This window comes from Pseudoalteromonas sp. NEC-BIFX-2020_002, from assembly GCF_013002825.1.
GTDB classification, from domain to species: Bacteria; Pseudomonadota; Gammaproteobacteria; order Enterobacterales; family Alteromonadaceae; genus Pseudoalteromonas; species Pseudoalteromonas neustonica.
Genome location: NZ_JABEPJ010000013.1, coordinates 112,966 through 130,467, shown reverse-complemented (window position 1 = coordinate 130,467; position 17,502 = coordinate 112,966). Strand labels below are relative to the sequence as shown.

18 protein-coding genes are annotated in these 17,502 nt (G+C 40.2%); 10 read left to right on the top strand and 8 right to left on the bottom strand.

What is annotated here, in order from left to right; genetic code table 11:
• The first annotated feature begins 33 nt into the window (after window positions 1-33).
• Genes asnC through recG form a run of 3 tightly spaced genes read left to right on the top strand, consistent with a single transcriptional unit; the run spans window position 34 to window position 3,362 of the window.
• Window positions 34-492 carry a transcriptional regulator AsnC gene (asnC, locus tag HJP15_RS15230; protein ID WP_170174084.1) on the top strand — a complete coding sequence of 153 codons (459 nt, stop codon included), beginning with the start codon at window positions 34-36 and terminating at the stop codon, window positions 490-492.
• A 41-nt stretch (window positions 493-533) separates the two neighbouring features.
• Complete coding sequence (trmH, locus tag HJP15_RS15225) at window positions 534-1,220, top strand: tRNA (guanosine(18)-2'-O)-methyltransferase TrmH (RefSeq protein WP_054206690.1); 687 nt, start codon at window positions 534-536, stop codon at window positions 1,218-1,220.
• Window positions 1,221-1,280: 60 nt separating this feature from the next.
• Entirely contained in the window at window positions 1,281-3,362 is a 2,082-nt protein-coding gene (gene recG / locus HJP15_RS15220; protein WP_170174083.1) for an ATP-dependent DNA helicase RecG, read from the top strand.
• Window positions 3,363-3,580: 218 nt separating this feature from the next.
• Here recG and HJP15_RS15215 read toward each other — a convergent pair whose 3' ends face one another.
• Entirely contained in the window at window positions 3,581-4,498 is a 918-nt protein-coding gene (locus HJP15_RS15215; protein ID WP_054206688.1) for a porin, read from the bottom strand.
• A 190-nt stretch (window positions 4,499-4,688) separates the two neighbouring features.
• A complete protein-coding gene (locus tag HJP15_RS15210) occupies window positions 4,689-5,567 on the bottom strand; it encodes a LysR family transcriptional regulator (protein ID WP_054206687.1) in 879 nt (292 codons plus the stop codon).
• Window positions 5,568-5,658: 91 nt separating this feature from the next.
• On the opposite strand from HJP15_RS15210, the gene HJP15_RS15205 reads away from it, so the two are divergent.
• Both HJP15_RS15205 and HJP15_RS15200 read left to right on the top strand, forming a co-directional pair.
• On the top strand, window positions 5,659-6,033 hold the full coding sequence (locus HJP15_RS15205) for a MaoP family protein (protein WP_054206686.1): 375 nt from the start codon (window positions 5,659-5,661) through the stop codon (window positions 6,031-6,033).
• 131 nt (window positions 6,034-6,164) lie between these two features.
• Window positions 6,165-7,400 (top strand): response regulator, encoded by a 1,236-nt coding sequence (locus tag HJP15_RS15200; protein WP_064436036.1) that lies wholly within the window; start codon window positions 6,165-6,167, stop codon window positions 7,398-7,400.
• Here the strand turns inward: HJP15_RS15200 and rarD are convergent.
• Together rarD and HJP15_RS15190 are read right to left on the bottom strand one after the other, a co-directional pair.
• Window positions 7,397-8,320 (bottom strand): EamA family transporter RarD, encoded by a 924-nt coding sequence (gene rarD / locus HJP15_RS15195; RefSeq protein WP_169328331.1) that lies wholly within the window; start codon window positions 8,318-8,320, stop codon window positions 7,397-7,399. The two genes, HJP15_RS15200 and rarD, sit on opposite strands and share 4 nt — an antisense overlap.
• A 52-nt stretch (window positions 8,321-8,372) precedes the next feature.
• A complete protein-coding gene (locus HJP15_RS15190) occupies window positions 8,373-8,828 on the bottom strand; it encodes a thioesterase family protein (protein WP_170174082.1) in 456 nt (151 codons plus the stop codon).
• Between the two features lie 119 nt (window positions 8,829-8,947).
• Between HJP15_RS15190 and recQ the strand changes: the two genes are divergently transcribed.
• From recQ to HJP15_RS15170, 4 genes are all read left to right on the top strand, one after another.
• Window positions 8,948-10,771, top strand: a complete 1,824-nt coding sequence (recQ, locus tag HJP15_RS15185) for a DNA helicase RecQ (RefSeq protein WP_054206706.1) — start codon at window positions 8,948-8,950, stop codon at window positions 10,769-10,771.
• 15 nt (window positions 10,772-10,786) lie between these two features.
• Window positions 10,787-11,086 (top strand): DUF3630 family protein, encoded by a 300-nt coding sequence (locus tag HJP15_RS15180; RefSeq protein WP_054206683.1) that lies wholly within the window; start codon window positions 10,787-10,789, stop codon window positions 11,084-11,086.
• Window positions 11,087-11,332: 246 nt separating this feature from the next.
• The gene (locus tag HJP15_RS15175; RefSeq protein ID WP_502706988.1) at window positions 11,333-13,042 is read left to right on the top strand and encodes a POTRA domain-containing protein; all 1,710 of its coding nucleotides are present in this window, start codon (window positions 11,333-11,335) and stop codon (window positions 13,040-13,042) included.
• Between the two features lie 53 nt (window positions 13,043-13,095).
• A complete protein-coding gene (locus HJP15_RS15170) occupies window positions 13,096-13,671 on the top strand; it encodes a mechanosensitive ion channel domain-containing protein (RefSeq protein WP_054206681.1) in 576 nt (191 codons plus the stop codon).
• 56 nt (window positions 13,672-13,727) lie between these two features.
• Here the strand turns inward: HJP15_RS15170 and HJP15_RS15165 are convergent, their stop codons facing one another.
• The 3 genes from HJP15_RS15165 to HJP15_RS15155 form a co-directional block, all read right to left on the bottom strand.
• Window positions 13,728-14,786 (bottom strand): succinylglutamate desuccinylase/aspartoacylase family protein, encoded by a 1,059-nt coding sequence (locus HJP15_RS15165; protein WP_054206680.1) that lies wholly within the window; start codon window positions 14,784-14,786, stop codon window positions 13,728-13,730.
• Entirely contained in the window at window positions 14,773-15,678 is a 906-nt protein-coding gene (rimK, locus tag HJP15_RS15160) for a 30S ribosomal protein S6--L-glutamate ligase (RefSeq protein WP_054455946.1), read from the bottom strand. The genes HJP15_RS15165 and rimK overlap by 14 nt, the downstream gene beginning before the upstream one ends.
• 66 nt (window positions 15,679-15,744) lie before the next feature.
• Entirely contained in the window at window positions 15,745-16,167 is a 423-nt protein-coding gene (locus tag HJP15_RS15155; RefSeq protein WP_054206678.1) for an ATP-dependent zinc protease family protein, read from the bottom strand.
• Window positions 16,168-16,317: 150 nt separating this feature from the next.
• Here HJP15_RS15155 and HJP15_RS15150 point away from each other — a divergent pair, with 150 nt between their 5' ends.
• Window positions 16,318-17,289 (top strand): zinc transporter ZntB, encoded by a 972-nt coding sequence (locus HJP15_RS15150; protein ID WP_054206677.1) that lies wholly within the window; start codon window positions 16,318-16,320, stop codon window positions 17,287-17,289.
• Here HJP15_RS15150 and HJP15_RS15145 read toward each other — a convergent pair.
• Window positions 17,267-17,491 (bottom strand): Rho-binding antiterminator, encoded by a 225-nt coding sequence (locus HJP15_RS15145; RefSeq protein WP_054206676.1) that lies wholly within the window; start codon window positions 17,489-17,491, stop codon window positions 17,267-17,269. The two genes, HJP15_RS15150 and HJP15_RS15145, sit on opposite strands and share 23 nt — an antisense overlap.
• Window positions 17,492-17,502 lie beyond the last annotated feature (11 nt).

The following is a 17,502-nucleotide window of genomic DNA, read 5'->3' as shown; positions in this document are numbered from 1 at the left end:
ATAAAGATTCAATAATTTAAAGCGGGTATTTATATGGGAAATTATCAAATCGATAATCTCGATAAACAGATCCTCCACGCATTAATGGATAATGCTCGTATAGCCTATGCTGAATTAGCTAAACGTTTTACCGTTAGTGCAGGTACAATTCATGTACGGATTGAAAAAATGAAGCAGGCAGGGATCATCACAGGTACCCAAGTAAGCGTAAATGCCAAGCAATTAGGCTACGATGTATGCTGTTTTATAGGTATTAATCTCAATAATGCCCGCGACTACCCGCAAACCTTATTGTACTTAAAAGAGCTTGAAGAAGTCGTTGAAGCTTATTACACCACAGGTAATTACAGTATTTTTATTAAAGTAATGACTCGTTCGATTGATCACTTACAAGATGTACTAATTAACAAAATTCAGGCCATCGAAGCAATCCAGTCAACTGAAACCTTAATTTCATTACAAAACCCAATTAGCCGCAGCGTAATGCCTTAAGGTATAATGGCGTTAATTTATGAGTTCAGACAAGGCTAAAAATGGAAAACACTCGCTATCACCGCATTAAAAGTGTACTAGATCGTCGTCAAACTGATTTAACAGTGTGCTTAGAAGATGTGCACAAACACCATAACTTGTCTGCTATTGTACGCAGCGCTGATGCTGTAGGGTGTCATAATGTTCACGCAGTATGGCCAGAAAACCAAAAATGGCTGACTAATAACACGTCCGGTGGCAGTAAAAATTGGATCGCCACACACTTGCATAAAGATATCGACGATGCCGTCACACTCATGCGTCAGCACAACCCTCAGGTGCAAATATTAGCGACCAACTTATGCCCTGATGCAGTTGATTATCGCGAGATTGATTACACGCTTCCCACAGCGATTATCGTAGGCCAAGAAAAAACGGGGATCTCCCCACGAGCCCTTGCCCATGCAGATAAAAATATCATCATCCCGATGCAAGGTATGGCGCAATCATTAAATGTATCTGTTGCGGCTGCATTAATTTTATTTGAAGCTCAAAATCAACGCCTTAAAGCGGGTTTATATGAGTCAGGTAGGCTTGATGAAACCATAAAGCATAAAATGTTGTTTGAAGGCTGCCATCCTATCATCGCCCAAAAATGCAAAGAGAAGTCACTTCCTTATCCTGGTCTTGACGAAAATGGTGAAATTATTGCCGATGACGCGTTTTGGCTACGATTAAAACATGCTTGATGCCCTCAGCAATCGCACGTAAACTAAAAACTATCTAAAAATGAAAGATTTGAGCGTACAGTGTCCAAGCTAACGTTAAGCCGCTACCCCATTACCGATCTAAAAGGCGTTGGCCCTAAAATGGCCGAGCGGCTAAAGAAATTAGGCATTAGCACAGCGCAAGATATGCTCTTTCATTTACCCCTGAGGTACGAAGATCGTACTCGCATTTATGCCATCAGCGATTTAGCAGTCCATAGCCATGTAAGCATTGAAGCTACCATTGAAACGAGCCAAATTACTTTTGGTAAACGTAAGATGCTTGTTTGCCAAGTTAATGATGGCACTGGCCGTTTAACACTGCGGTTTTTTAATTTCACTGCAGCACAAAAGAATGCCTTCAGCAATGGGAAAGTGATCCGCTGCTTTGGTGAGGTACGCCGTGGTCGTGTTGGGTTCGAAATGACACACCCTGAATACAGTTTAAGTGAAACACTATTAGAGCAACCTACTGCGACCACACTCACTCCCGTCTATCCGACAACAGAGGGGTTAAAACAACTCTCTATACGTGCATTGAGCGATCAGGTCATTTCCTTGCTTGAAAAATATCAAATAGAAGAGTTATTGCCTGCGCAATTTCAACATGCAGACATGGGTTTAAGTCACGCTTTATTATTGTTACATCGTCCAAGTAATGATGTTGATTTAGCGGCGCTAGAGCTAGGGCTTCATCCAGCTCAACAACGTTTGGTATTTGAAGAATTACTTGCGCAAAACTTAAGCCTATTAAAGTTACGTCAACAAGGGCAACAAGTAAAAGCCGTAGCACTTGCGCCAATTAACCACTTAGAACCAGACTTTTTAGCACAACTTCCGTTTGCCCCCACCAATGCGCAAAGCAGAGTCGTTGCTGAAATAAAAAGTGATTTGCAACACCCCTACCCTATGATGCGTTTAGTCCAAGGGGATGTAGGGTCGGGTAAAACTTTGGTCGCTGCACTAAGTGCTTTAACTGCAATAGCACAGGGCTACCAAGTCGCACTTATGGCTCCTACAGAGATACTTTCTGAGCAGCATGGCATAACCTTCAAAAATTGGTTTGAGCCGCTTGGGATCACTACAGCATGGCTTGGCGGTAAAACAAAAGGCAAAGAGCGTACAGCGACACTTGAAAAAATAGCCTCAGGTGACGCGCAAATGATAGTAGGCACCCATGCGTTATTTCAAGAACAAGTCGTTTTTAATAATCTAGTATTAATCATCATTGATGAACAACACCGCTTTGGTGTTCACCAGCGATTATCGCTGCGAGAAAAAGGCCGCTTTGGCGACTGCTTTCCTCATCAACTGGTGATGACTGCCACGCCGATCCCTCGCACGCTCGCTATGACTGCTTATGCTGACTTAGAGACATCGGTGATTGACGAACTTCCCCCTGGGCGAACCCCAATCACAACCGTTGCACTGCCCGATACTCGTCGGGATGAAATTATTGCACGAGTAAAAACAGCCTGCACAGAACAGGGACGCCAAGTTTATTGGGTATGCACCTTAATCGATGAATCTGAAGTACTGCAATGTCAAGCAGCTGAAGATAGTGCAGAGCAATTAACTCGTGCTTTGCCCGACTTAACCGTAGGGTTAGTTCATGGCCGAATGAAAGCAGCTGAAAAACAAGCCATTATGAGCGAATTTAAAGCGGGTAACATACATATATTGGTTGCAACCACGGTGATTGAAGTCGGTGTAGATGTGCCAAACGCCAGTTTGATCATTATTGAAAACCCAGAACGGCTTGGCCTTGCCCAACTACACCAATTACGGGGCCGAGTTGGTCGTGGAGCAACCGCATCTCACTGCGTTCTTTTATACCATGCACCACTGTCATTTACCGCGAAAAAACGCTTAGCCGTATTAAGAGACAGTAATGACGGGTTTATTATTGCTGAGAAAGACTTAGAGATCCGTGGCCCAGGTGAAGTGCTTGGCACCAAACAAACAGGGTTAGCCGAATTTAAAATAGCGGACTTAACTCGCGATAAACACACGCTCAATCAAGTAAGACCTATAGCACTGCAAATGCTTAATCAATATCCTGAGCAAGTTGATAAATTAATCAACCGATGGCTAGCAGGAAAATCTGATTACGCCTTAGCCTAAAACCAAAGAGAATATGTACCCAAGCGATCTCAAAATGCGAGCGTCGTTGAAATTAAAAGCGATTTAAGCAAGTGCAAAGTAACGCCTTGATATTAAACACCAATGAAACGCTGAAGTGTGCATCTTAAGATGGCTTGGGTATATTGGGGTTGCTTAGATATAAAAGCCTTATTCAAGTATGAATAAGGCCATGAAAGAGGGGAAGCTATATCGACTAATTAAAACTTGTATTCAATACCTAAACCTAAGTAATCTTGATCAACATTACTATCCATATCAAAGTTAGAATAGAAGGCAAATAGTTTAGTATTTTTACTTAATTTATGATCAACACCAGCTGATATCGCCGTCTTCTTATCCGCGTCATCAAAATCCATTACCTGATACTGCACTTTAAACGTATTGCTATCTAACGTATAAGCTGCATTAACCAAATAACCATCAGCATCACCGCTGCCATCTACTTTTTCTTGGGTTTGATACATTGCGCCTAATTTAATATCAGCCACTTTACCCTGTACGGTAGCACGCACTACATCATAGCCATTCACTTCACTGTCAGCTGCAATAGATGCGTACACCTTGCTTTTCTTTAAACCTGAATCGCCATAAGTAAGCGCCAATGAGTAACCATTTTCGCCTTCACTGTCTTTTTCAGCGACGTAAGTGGCAAGTACTTTAAAACCGCTTAGGTCATTTGATGAATACGTTACTGTATCGCTTAAGCGATTTTCACCTTTGAATAAATTTTTAATATCGCCTTCAAGGTCATTAAATAAATCAAGCTTACCTTGCGATTGCTTTAGCGCAGTATCATTACGACCAAGCACAACTTGACCAAAACCACCTTTCAAACCAACATATTGGTTGCGTGAAGTTAACGTATCTTTTGAATCATCTGAAACATTTACTTGGAATTCGAATTTATAGACCGCTTCAAGGCCTTCACTGAGTGTTTCAGAACCCTTGAAACCAATGCGTGATGCATTACTCTTAATTTCAGTGAATGACCCTTCACCATCATCAGATGATTGTACAGAGACATTTGCTTTACCATAAACATCAACATCAGCTAATGCAGAAAAAGATACACCACTCAATACAGCTAATAACAGGCTCGACTTTGCAAAATTCATATTATTTCCTCAATAAACGCAACAGGCTAATTTTTAAAACAGCTGCAGTTTGCCAGCGATAAATTACAGTAATATTACAACAGAAATATTTATGACTTATTTAATTCATAAAAAAGAATAAAAACTGCAATTCATTTAACACTAAAATTTTGTACACCGTTTATTAGTCTATGCGATCTTGAGTATATCGCTATTTTTTCTCGCCAAAATCACTGCTAATGTTTGGGGTTAGCTCAACCAGTAAGTTAACAAGGGTTTCAAGCAGTGGTTTTTGCTCATTATCCCTATGATAAGCAACAAAAATATCGCGAGATGTGTGCTCTACATCCGACACTTCAAATAACTCTCCATTCTCAATATGGCTTTTTGCTAACACTTCAGGAATAAATGCACTACCACCACATTGCAATATTAAATCTAATGCAATACGCCCTGTACTTGTACGAAAGTACGGAGGCGTACGTCCGGTAAATTGACGTGCGTGCCACAGCGAAAAAGTAGTGCCCCAGTCAACATAAACATATTGGTTATCAAAAAAATTATCATTGGCTGCAGATTCAAAAGCACTCACAGGAATGATGGGTAATGCGCAAATACGCTCTACAACTAATTCATCCACTTTAGGCGGATCAAATAATATAGCCAAATCCAGTGTACGTTCTAACAATAAACGCGTACTTTCTTGCTGTGCTTTAACTTCAGCAACGAGTGACACACCGGGCATAGCAGATACAATATTTGAAATACCAAATTGTAAAAAAGCATCCCATATATTAGGTGTACCCGCTAAACACACTTGCTTATGCATGTTGTCAGCAAGTGCCACATCAACTTTTGCACGTTGCATACCTGTAATAATCATTTGTGCGTGCGGTAATAGACGCTCGCCAGGTGCTGTAAGCTGAATATTGTTACGTTGTCGAATAAACAGGTTAACGCCTAAACCTTGCTCTAATTGACGAATTCTAAAACTTACCGCCGATTGCGTGATATAAAGGTTTTCAGCCGCCTTACCAAAGTGGCGAGTTCGCACCACCTCAACAAACGTTTTTAATAAATCGATATCCAATATTTTATCCTCACGATAAAAATTTTTTGTTTAATAAATTACGTAACTTGATCCATACTCCAGCTTAAGATCCGGGTATGAGGAAACAGCAATGAACATTAATATTTCACTACTTCGTCAAGCATTTGTAAGCCAACGTCAGTTCTATGATGATTACAATTTTCCACGCGGATTTTCGCGTAGCGGCAACTTTACGTTACTTGAAGCCAGTATCCTTGAGCAACACGGTGTTGTTCTACAGGGGTTATACAACAAAACCCTTGAACCACAAAATGAAATTCAAGAACAATTTATATCTGTTACTGCAGGTAGCCAAGAGCCGACGAATCCAATCGAGCGAGCTTGGATCAAATACTTAAAATTAACGACTTCAAAAACAAAATTTCACACTTTATTTGGTCGTTCAAAAATGTCGGCACCTACGCTGCCAAGTAGCGACTATTATTCAGAATCTGATAGCATCTAAAATTCCTTTTTAGGCCACTTTCGCGTTGATTTATAAGTGGCCAAAAGACATTGTTATTTGCTTTTTCTTGTTTTAGCGGTTACAACTTGTATAAGCAATTATATTCGGCAAAGCCGAAAACAAGGTGTTACGTGACACGAAAAATACTTATCATTGAAGATACACCTACAATAGCGCGAGTACAAAAGCATATAGCGATGAAAATCGGTTATGATGCGGATATTGCAGGTTCGTTAGCTGAAGCTAAAGAGCTGATCAGTAAAAACTCATATTTTTGCGCTGTAGTAGATTTCATATTACCCGATGCCCCTAGGGGAGAAGCGGTGCCCTGCACTATAGAAGCTGAAATTCCAACTATCGTCATGACCGGAAGTTTAGATTCAACAACGCGTGACACTGTTGAAAAGTATCCAATTATTGATTACATCACTAAAGAAAATAAACAAGCCTATCAATACTTAGAAAAACAATTGCAGCGCCTACCTCGTAACGAAAATGTTAAAGTACTCGTTGTAGATGACTCAGCTGCTACACGTCGCCATATTTGCAGCTTACTTAGCCGCCATAAATACCAAATACTCCAAGCAAGTGATGGTATTGAAGCCTTAGCAATGCTAGAAAAAACACCCGATATAGCTGTTATTATCACTGATAATGAAATGCCCAATATGAATGGTGATGAACTGTGCGGCGAAATTCGCCGGCTTTACAGTAATGATGAAAAAGCAATTATTGGTATTTCTGGCTCTGATGCTTCTCATCTTTCAACACGTTTTCTTAAAAATGGTGCTAATGACTACTTGCGAAAACCATTCAACAATGAAGAATTTTATTGTCGTTTAAGCCAAAACGTCGACATGCTAGAGCAAATAGCCACAATCCGACTGCAAGCAAATACTGATTTTTTAACTAAGCTACCTAACCGACGCTACTTTTTTGAAGAAACAACAAAGTCACTGAAAAAAATAGAAAAAAGCAGTCAAGCCTCCTCTTTAGCTATGCTTGATATTGACCACTTTAAATCGATCAATGACACGCATGGACATGATGTGGGCGATGAAGTACTTAAAGGACTGTCTATTTGCTTTGCTAAATATTTTGAAAAGCAGCTCGTTGCTCGTTTAGGTGGTGAAGAGTTTGCTGTTTATTTTGGCGAAACAAGCAAAGAAGAAGCACTGAAACGCCTTGAAGGGTTTAGGCACTTTATTGAACTAAGCAGCTCAGAATTTAGTAATTTAAAAATTAAATTCACAATCTCCATTGGGTATGTACACGGGCCTGTTTATCAAATTGATGAATTATTAAAACAGGCCGATATAAAACTTTACGAAGCAAAAGAGTCTGGTCGTAATATAGTTATTTCTTAAACTGATTCTGCTCGCGCAAGGAGCGCTGCTTTCTTGCGCTTTTGTGCTTGTCGGTACGAGTCCCAGCTAAATATTGCCAGCGCACTCCAAATGCATGCAAAAGTAACAACGCGCTCCGCGCTAAACACTTCACCGTAAAATACCACCGCGAGTACAAACATCAGACTTGGACCAATATACTGAAAAAAACCTAATGTTGTGTATTGCAATCTTTTTGCAGCTCCCGTGAAACACAGTAAAGGTAATGTTGTTATAACACCCGCACTTATCAACAGTAGATTTGTATGCCAATCATTAACAATGAGATCTGAACTTGCTGTAGGAAGCATAAACCACCAATAAATAGCTGCAAATGGTAATAGTATAAGCGCTTCCAATAATAGACCTGGTAACGATTCGATAGGTAACTTTTTACGTAATAATCCATAAATAGCAAATGAACTAGCGAGTGAAAATGCCACTACCGGAAATGAACCAAAGCTAATTAATTGAATAACGACCCCGCCAAGCGCCAGAGCGACAGCAAAACCCTGCCATTTTCGTAGCTTTTCGCCTAAAAACAACATACCTAGCAACACGTTTAAAAGTGGATTAATATAATACCCAAGACTGGCATCAAGCATATGGTTATTATTAACTGCCCATATAAATAATCCCCAGTTAAACCCCAGCAGTGTAGCTGTTAGGGTAAGCATTAAAATTAACTTTGGTTGCTTAATGACATGCTGGATTTTATGCCACTGCTTTAAAACAGCGACAATAATCACAATAAATAACACCGACCACACAACTCGGTGCATTAATATTTCAAAAGCCGATATGTGCTGTAATAACTTAAAGTAAATGGGCGCAAGACCCCACATAAAAAAAGCCATGCAGGCTAAAATAACACCCTTGCGTTGTTCTTGATTAGTAGGCATAAATAGAATCTAGATGCTGAAAAAGGCCGCTAGTTTACCCCCTGAACACATTTTATCCAACTAAATACGTTGCTGTACCAAACGCTATTTGAGTTCTTTTTTCATTATGCAATTCCATCCGACAAACACACACTTTATTGCCTGAACGAATCAGCTTTGCACTCGCGGTAAACTCTACTCCCTTACCTGGACGTAAATAATCGGTACGTAAATCAATAGTACCTAAAGTCGCTAATTTCTGCTGAATGCTCACTATATCGAATTCAGTAAGCTTATCAATCATCGCAGCGGCAGCAAGCATACCACCTACATTATCAAGTACCGCTGAAATCACACCACCATGAAGAATTTTTTGTGCTGGGTTACCAATAAATACATCTTGCCAAGGGAAACTAATTTGCGCTTGCTCAGCATCAAGCGATACAACCTTAATTTGTAAGAATTGATTAAACGGCATTTGCTCTACGAATACCTTAGCGACTTGCTCAATTAACATAGTTTTATTCATTATTATTATCTATTATTTGAATCTGGTAGGATGAGTAAAGCATAGCATTGTATAAAGTGCGATATAAAAAGCGTATAGGTAGCTATGCAAGGTCACTTAAAAGCTCTAAAATAAGCGCAATGAATACACAAACCCCCACATCAAGCACCATAGTGCGCACTCCCGCAGCCATACTTAAGCAAGTGTTTGGCTATAGTGAATTTCGTGATGGCCAAGAAACGGTTATCAATGCAGCATTAAGCGGGCAAGACTCATTGGTGTTACTGCCCACTGGTGGCGGTAAGTCAGTATGTTACCAAGTCCCAGCTTTAGCTTTTGAAGGGTTAACGGTGGTTATTTCTCCGTTAATCTCTCTAATGCAAGATCAAGTAACACAATTACAGGCATTAGGTGTGAAAGCAGCTTACATCAATAACAGCCTTAATCGGGATGAGCAGCAGCAAATTTACCAACAGTTACACAGTGGTTTAATTAAATTACTTTATGTTGCACCTGAAAAAATTTTACAACACGAATTTTTAGAGAGGCTGCGTCATTTAAATATCAGTTTATTTGCGATTGATGAAGCTCACTGCGTTTCTCATTGGGGCCATGATTTTCGTCCACATTACTGCCGTTTAAGCGAACTTAAGCATCATTTCCCTCATGTCCCCATGATGGCTCTAACTGCCACAGCAGACACCGCTACTCGCTTTGATATTGTGCAGCAACTTGGCTTAAACGCCCCCTATATACACACGGGCAGTTTTGATAGACCAAACATTCGCTATACCATTGAAGAAAAATTCAAGCCTTTAGCACAATTGTTACGCTACTTAAAAGAACAACAAAATCAAAGTGGTATAATTTATTGCACCAGTCGTAAACGCGTCGATGAAATAGCCGAAAAGATTGCCGATGCAGGAATGAATGCAGCGGCCTATCATGCAGGGATGAGCAACGAACAGCGTCAATTTGTACAAACCGGTTTTGCCCGTGACGATATTCAAATCGTTGTCGCAACGGTTGCTTTTGGAATGGGTATAAATAAACCGAATGTGCGCTTTGTGTTGCACTATGACATTCCTAAAAGTATTGAATCTTACTACCAAGAAACCGGCCGAGCGGGACGTGATGGCTTAGCCGCTGAAGCAATTATGTACTTTGACCCTGCTGATATCGGCCGCGTAAGACGGTTCTTTGAAGATATAGAAGATGAGCAACGCCGTCGCGTTGAAGAACAACGTTTCAATGCCATGGCTAGTTTTGCAGAGGCACAAACTTGTCGCCGACAAATACTGCTTAACTATTTTAGTGAATATCAGCGAGAGCCATGTGGCAACTGCGACATATGCCTTAACCCGCCAAAAAGTTTTGATGGCACTTTAGTCGCACAGCAAGCACTATCCTGCGTATATCGAGCTGAGCAACGTTTTGGTTTAGGTTACATTGTTGAGTTATTGCGTGGCGCGAACACCAGTAGAATTCGAGATAACAACCATCATCAGCTCAGCACTTATGGTATTGGTAAAGATCATAGCAGTGAGTTTTGGCTCAGTATTTTACGCCAACTTATTCATCAAGGCTTATTGAGTCAAGATATAACCCAAGGCTCATCTCTTCGATTAACTGAAGGTGCGCGAGCAATTTTAAAAGGCGAATTCGCCTTACAGATGGCTGAACCTCGCCTGCAAGCAAAACACGTATACCAAGATAAATTGGCACAGTTTAATTACGATAAAAAGTTATTTGCGAAACTCAGAGCCTTACGTAAAGAACTTGCCGATGCAGATGATGTGCCACCCTATGTTGTCTTTAATGATAAAACACTTGCTGAAATGGCACAATTAATGCCCACTAACGACAGTGAATTTCTTAAAGTGTCGGGTGTAGGCTTTACTAAGCTCAATAAATACGGCGGCCCATTTTTGCACGCAATTCGTAACTATTTAGCACAATCCTAAGTACAGAGTAATGTCATGACTCAATACCAATTTGATAACCGCCACAATGTGATTATAATCACTCCAAGTGAAATGCCCAATGACGACGACTTTGAGCTATGGGCACATTTATTTTTACACAGCTCTGAGATTAAAATAGGTGAGTTTGAAGCTGGAGCCGACCGCCATCAAATGCGCTTTAATTATGAACAGCAAGGTTTTAACTTAAACTTCGAGCATTATAGTAACAGTGTCTGGATCAATGGCGAAGGCCAAGAAGCCAATCACTTATTAGCCGCATTAACGCATTATTTCCTAACACAAATGCAACAATGAACTAGACTTATACTATGAGTTAACCTGTATACCCAAGCCACCTCAAGACGCAAAATTCAGCGTTTCAAAGGGCTTAATATCAAGGCGCGACTTTGTAAAAATGGATTGATTTTAACAATAGAACGACTATTACTTGTAATCAATACCTTGTTGCCTAAATCGCTTTTAAATCCAACTGAAACTAGCATCTTGAGGTGGTTTGGGTATAGTAAGATAATACTAACTACGCATACCTAAGGTGTTTGAATGGTCGCAAACAGTTTCACTACATTTATTTTTCTCTCCTGTGCCAGCACTATGCTCTATAGTCAAAGTGGGCAAGCACAATCAATTGATCTAGGGAAAAGCAGTTGTAGTAATCAGCGCACCATTTCACCCAGCGAAAATAACCTTCGTCGTCAGCTTGATGGCGATGAATTATTACCTGAAAAAACCGCAAATGCTCGTATTGGGAATATCAACCTAGAACAGCTCAATGTATTTAACACGGCGCTTGAAGAAGAAGATAATTTCCTGTTCCGTTTTGCCAATCGTGTTCACATGACTACAGAACCAGATGTAATAAACAATCTTTTGCTATTTCGTTCTGGTGAAGAATATGAACCTAAAAAACTCTCCGAATCTGAACGCCTCCTAAGACGTCAAGGCTATCTATATGATGCAAAAATTGATGCTGAGATTAACTGTAATGGCGAAGTTGACGTAAACGTAGTTACCCGAGACCTATGGACCTTGCTCCCTGAAATTAGCTTTAGCCGCAGTGGCGGAGAGAATAAATCAAGCATTGGTTTTCGTGAATCAAATTTACTTGGTTGGGGGAAACGCCTTTCATTTTCACGCACTACAGACGCTGACCGCAGTGGTTATTTATTTGTCTATGACGATCCAAATATACTATCAACTCGTTATCGAGGGCGCATTGAGTATTCCGATAACAGTGATGGAAAACGCCACCTACTAGAGCTTACATATCCTTTTTATTCAATTAATACACCATACAGTTATGGCCTTGTCAGCTACTCGGATCAACGCACAGAATCGCTCTACCAACGTGGCGAAGTGTACAGCGAATTTGAACAAAAAACTGATTATAACCGTATTCATTTTGGTCACTCAAAACAACTAGGGAATAGCTGGACCCAGCGCTTAAGCGTTGGCTATGTGCACGAACAACACTCGTTTAATAAAACTGTGAATACATTTTCACCATTGGCAGATGAACGCCAACTTAGTTACCCATACGTAAGCGGGCATTGGTTTGAAGACCACTTCATTAAAGTACGAAACTTTGACAGTATTTACCGCACCGAAGATTTAAATCTAGGCTGGAATATTCAAAGCTTGCTCGGGTATTCAAATAAGCAAATTAGTGATGACGATAGCCGTGCTATTTATTCATTTAATGCGAGAAAAGCCCACTTTAGCGGTGATAACACGCTATGGCGTTTTCAAGCTAGTCTTGATGGCAACTGGAATGAAAAGCAAAGTAAAGTTGAAAACCTATTCGCCAGTAGCCAAATACAATATTATTTAAATACCACAACTAAGCAGTCATGGTATGCAAAAATACGTTTAGACTATGCCAAAAACCTTACTCACGATAAACAACTAAGCTTAGGCGGAGAAAACGGCTTGCGTGGCTACCCGCTTGACTATCAACAAGGTGATCGTAGCTTTTTAATAAATTTAGAAAAACGCTATTACTGGGAATATGATTTACTGCAACTATTTAAAGTCGGTGGAGCTGCCTTTGTTGATATTGGTCGCGCTTGGTTTAACGACCAAGCCAATACTAATCACGATAAAGTATTAAAAAATGCAGGTATCGGATTAAGGCTGGCCCCTAGTCGCGCTAATGCAGGAACAGTCATTCATTTAGATATTGCAGCACCACTGGACAAGAGCAATGACGTTGACTCAATTCAATGGTTAGTCACTGTAAAAAATACCTTTTAAAGTACACCAAAAACGCTAAACTACGGAGCTATTAACACCTTTTTGGATTCATTGTGGAACTGCTCGAACTCATCGAACTTTTTAGTACGCAATATAAACTTATTGTTACAGTCGTGGCGCTTTTAGTTTTCCCTGTACTTTTAAAGCTGACTAAAAAGCTGCTTGAGAAAACAATTAAAGGTAAAATCGACATTCATCGTAAATACCGCGCTGAGTTACTTTTAAAAATTATACTCGCCATAGTAATGATTTGTTTAGTGCTGGTGTTTTGGGGTATAGAGCTGCGCGGTTTGCTTGTACTTGGTTCATCATTATTTGCCATGTTAGGTGTCGCACTATTTGCTGCTTGGTCACTCTTAAGCAACCTCACCTCATTTTTACTGATGTTTATTCAAAATGATTGCCGTGTTGGCTATTGGGTACGCATTATTGACGGTGCTAACTTTATCGAAGGCCGCATTGTCGAAATGGGTTTAATGAATGTCGTGCTTGAACATATTGATGGTCACCGCGTTATTTACCCTAATAATCTCTTTGTTACGCGTCCTGTGATGGTGTTAAATAAAGAACCTAAACCTACAAAGCCCGTCGCTATAAAACGTGTAATTGGCCCGAAAAAAACGCTATAAGATAAAAAGCCATTTAAAGATATCCTCAAATGGCTTTTAAAATAACGTTTAGCTTACTAATTATTTAATTCAGCTGTTTTCAACTCATCTTCAATATCGCTGATTTCATCGATAAAAGTTTCAAGTTGCTGCTCAACCAAGCTGTTTGCATGAGCAAAATACGCTAAGTGGAACACCGCATCACCTTCATTAACAAGCGGCATTGTCTGTTGACCAATAACAATACCACTGCGTGGTGCTAATAGTTCTAACTCAGAGTCGCCTAATGGGCTACTTATATACGCTAAAATCTGCCCTTTATTAACCTTCTCGCCAAGTGATACCTGCGCACGTACAATACCGTCCACTTCAGCACGTACCCAACTTGTTGAGCTGGCAATAATTGGCTCTGGCAATTTTTTAGCACGTTTACCGCGGCTCATTTTTAAGTGGCGCATCACATAATCAACACCTTGTACACCTGCTGCTATCGCAATTGGATCAAAGCGAAGTGCTTCACCAGCTTCATAAGTGATCACAGGGATCCCTAAGTTAGCCGCTTCACTGCGTAGTGAACCATTTCGTAGTGATGCATCTATCACCGCTGGCGTGCCAAATGCTTTTGCCATTTGTGCGGTAGCATCATCACTTAAATCTGCGCGAATTTGCGGTAGATTCGTACGATGAATAGCCCCTGTATGTAAGTCAATAATATGAGTGCAATGCACTGCCACTTGACTGAAAAACATGTGCGCCATGCGACCCGCAAGCGAGCCACGGATAGAGCCAGGAAAACTGCGATTCATATCACGGCGATCTGGTAAATAACGCGACTTATGGATAAAACCAAATACATTTACGATCGGTACCGCTATAAGCGTACCACGTAGCTGCGTAGGATCGATTTTAGCCAATAACTGACGAACAACTTCAACACCATTGAGCTCATCACCATGAATGGCTGCGCACACCATCAGTACAGGCCCTGCATGAACACCATTTACCACTTCAATAGGAATATTTAGCGGCGAGTGTGTATAAAGCTTTGCAGCCTCTAATGCGAGCGTTTTACGCTCACCCACACCAACAGTTTCACCTAATAAAGTAAAAGAGCTATTGATTTTAACCTTTGCCACGTGTTGCCGTTCCTTTAGTTGCAGCGGCTTTTTCGATAAAGTCGATCACCATACCTGCAATATCTTTTCCTGTTGCTACTTCAATTCCTTCAAGACCTGGTGATGAGTTTACTTCCATCACTAATGGGCCACGTGATGAACGAAGTAAGTCAACCCCAGCTACATTCAAGCCCATTGCTTTAGCTGCAGCCACCGCTGTTTTGCGTTCTTCTGGTGTAATACGCACTAATGTTGCACTGCCACCGCGGTGTAAATTAGAGCGGAACTCACCTTCTTGTGCTTGGCGCTTCATTGCGGCAATCACTTTATCACCTAGTACGAAGCAGCGAATATCGGCACCACCAGCTTCTTTAATGTATTCTTGTACCATGATATTAGCTTTTAAGCCCATGAATGCCTCAATAACACTCTCAGCCGCTTTACGTGTTTCAGCTAATACAACACCAATGCCTTGCGTGCCTTCTAGTAACTTAATAACAACTGGTGCACCGCCTACCATTTCCAATAAGTCTTTCACGTCATCAGGCTTGCTTGCAAACCCTGTTACTGGCATGCCTACACCTTTGCGTGATAATAACTGTAATGAACGCAATTTATCGCGAGAGCGTGAAATAGCAACTGACTCATTAACAGGAAATACATTCATCATTTCAAACTGACGTAATACAGAGCAGCCATAAAATGTTACTGACGCACCAATACGTGGCACGATCGCATCGAAATCTTTTAAGTTCTCACCACGATAGTGGATCTCTGGTTGTTCAGAGTTAATGTTCATATAACAACGTAGTGCGTCAATCACTTTAACTTCGTGCCCACGTGCTTGAGCGGCCTCAATTAAGCGACGCGTTGAGTACAAGTTTTTGTTGCGAGATAAAATACCGATTTTCATAATCAAATCCTTTACTAGTGCATATTCTGTTTTAAGTTATTATGTAGTTAAAACTTTGGCACATTTTTATAATAAGTGAGATAAAGCCGGGTCTACGACTATACGATTTTCCATGGCTGTACGCCCTAATAACATTCTAAACTTCATACTTGCACGACTTGTTAAAGTCACCTCAATTGGCCAACTTTTATCTCCGGCATGAAGCATTGTTTCAATAAAATAGCGTAACTCTCGCTGCCCACTTGAGCTTGTTACATACTTCATTTTTTTAACTTTAACGTCACACTGTATTTTAGTATGTTCGTCGTCTTGCAATGGCTGAGCAATAAACTTTACCCATTTTTCCCCATCGCGTTCATATTCTTCAATATTAAGAGCATGAATACATGAAGTACGGGCGCCCGTATCAATCTTAGCTTTAATTTTATTTATGCCAAGTTCAGGTAAACTTAACCACTCACGCCAACCAACAATTATCTTTGCCGTCATAAATGTGCCCTTTAATAAAAAAGTGTCTTATACACCACACACACAAAAAGACCAATGAAATAATTTTATCTAATCAATCAATCGATTTGATTGACCTAATCAGCTCAATAGTCAACCATATAAACAATACACTAATAATGAGAATTTACTATGTTCGACGGTTTATTACATGCACTCATACTTGATGAGCAAGGCGGTTCACGTGCAATCGAAAGCAGTGCCGAACTTCACAATTGGCAGCCATCTCATGGGAAATTATGGGTGCATATGGATTATAGCCAAAGCGACGCTGTTGAATGGCTAAAAAGCTGTGATTTTTTAACTGATTACGAGCTAGAATCATTGACTGCAGAAGAAACTCGTCCTCGTATAGCGAGAGCGACAAATGGCTGTATGCTGTTTTTACGTGGTGTAAATTTAAATCCGGCACAAAGCCCTGAGGACATGGTGTCTATTCGTTTGTTTATTAATGAAAATGTAGTAATAACAACACGCAAACGTAGATTGCTATCGGTGCAGGATATTCTTGCTTCATTACATGAAAATACTGGGCCAAGCAGTATTTCCGAATTAGTGTGTCAATTAGCGCAAAACCTTACGTCTCGTATGCAAGGCGTTATTGATGGTTTAGACGATACGTTAGATGTATTTGAAGATGAAATTGATGAACCTACCAAGCGTTTTGATAATCAAGGTTTGTCACAATTACGCCGCCAATCAATTGGCCTAAAACGCTATATTAGACCGCAAAAAGAAGCACTGAGTACATTGATGGCAAATAAATATAGCTGGCTCAATGAAAACGATAAAGCGAAACTAAACGAAACAACGAACATGCTTATTCGTTTTATTGAAGAGTTAGACAGCTCTATCGAGCGCGCGCAGATAATTCAACAAACGATTACCAACCAAATATCTGAGCAATTAAATCAACGTATGTATGTGATGTCGGTTGTCGCGGCTTTATTTTTACCTCTGGGGTTTTTAACTGGTTTGCTCGGCGTTAATGTTGGTGGTATTCCAGGCACTGATAGCCCTTATGCCTTTAGCTTATTTGTGCTTTTTTTAGTTGTACTTACGAGCAGTATTGGTATTTACTTTAAAAATAAGAAATGGCTTTAATATGATCTAGGCGAACTCTTTGTTCGCCTTTTTCTTGATGTTCAATAAGTAAAAATTCACCTTCCCCTTTAAGGTTTAGTAAATTTTTAGCATTACCTACTACCAGTGTATTATCCGTGGTAATTATTTTAACCATTGAAAAGTGCATACAAAACAATTCATATTGATCGTAATCACTGCATTTTATTGGTTGATAAGTCATTGGCGTTAATC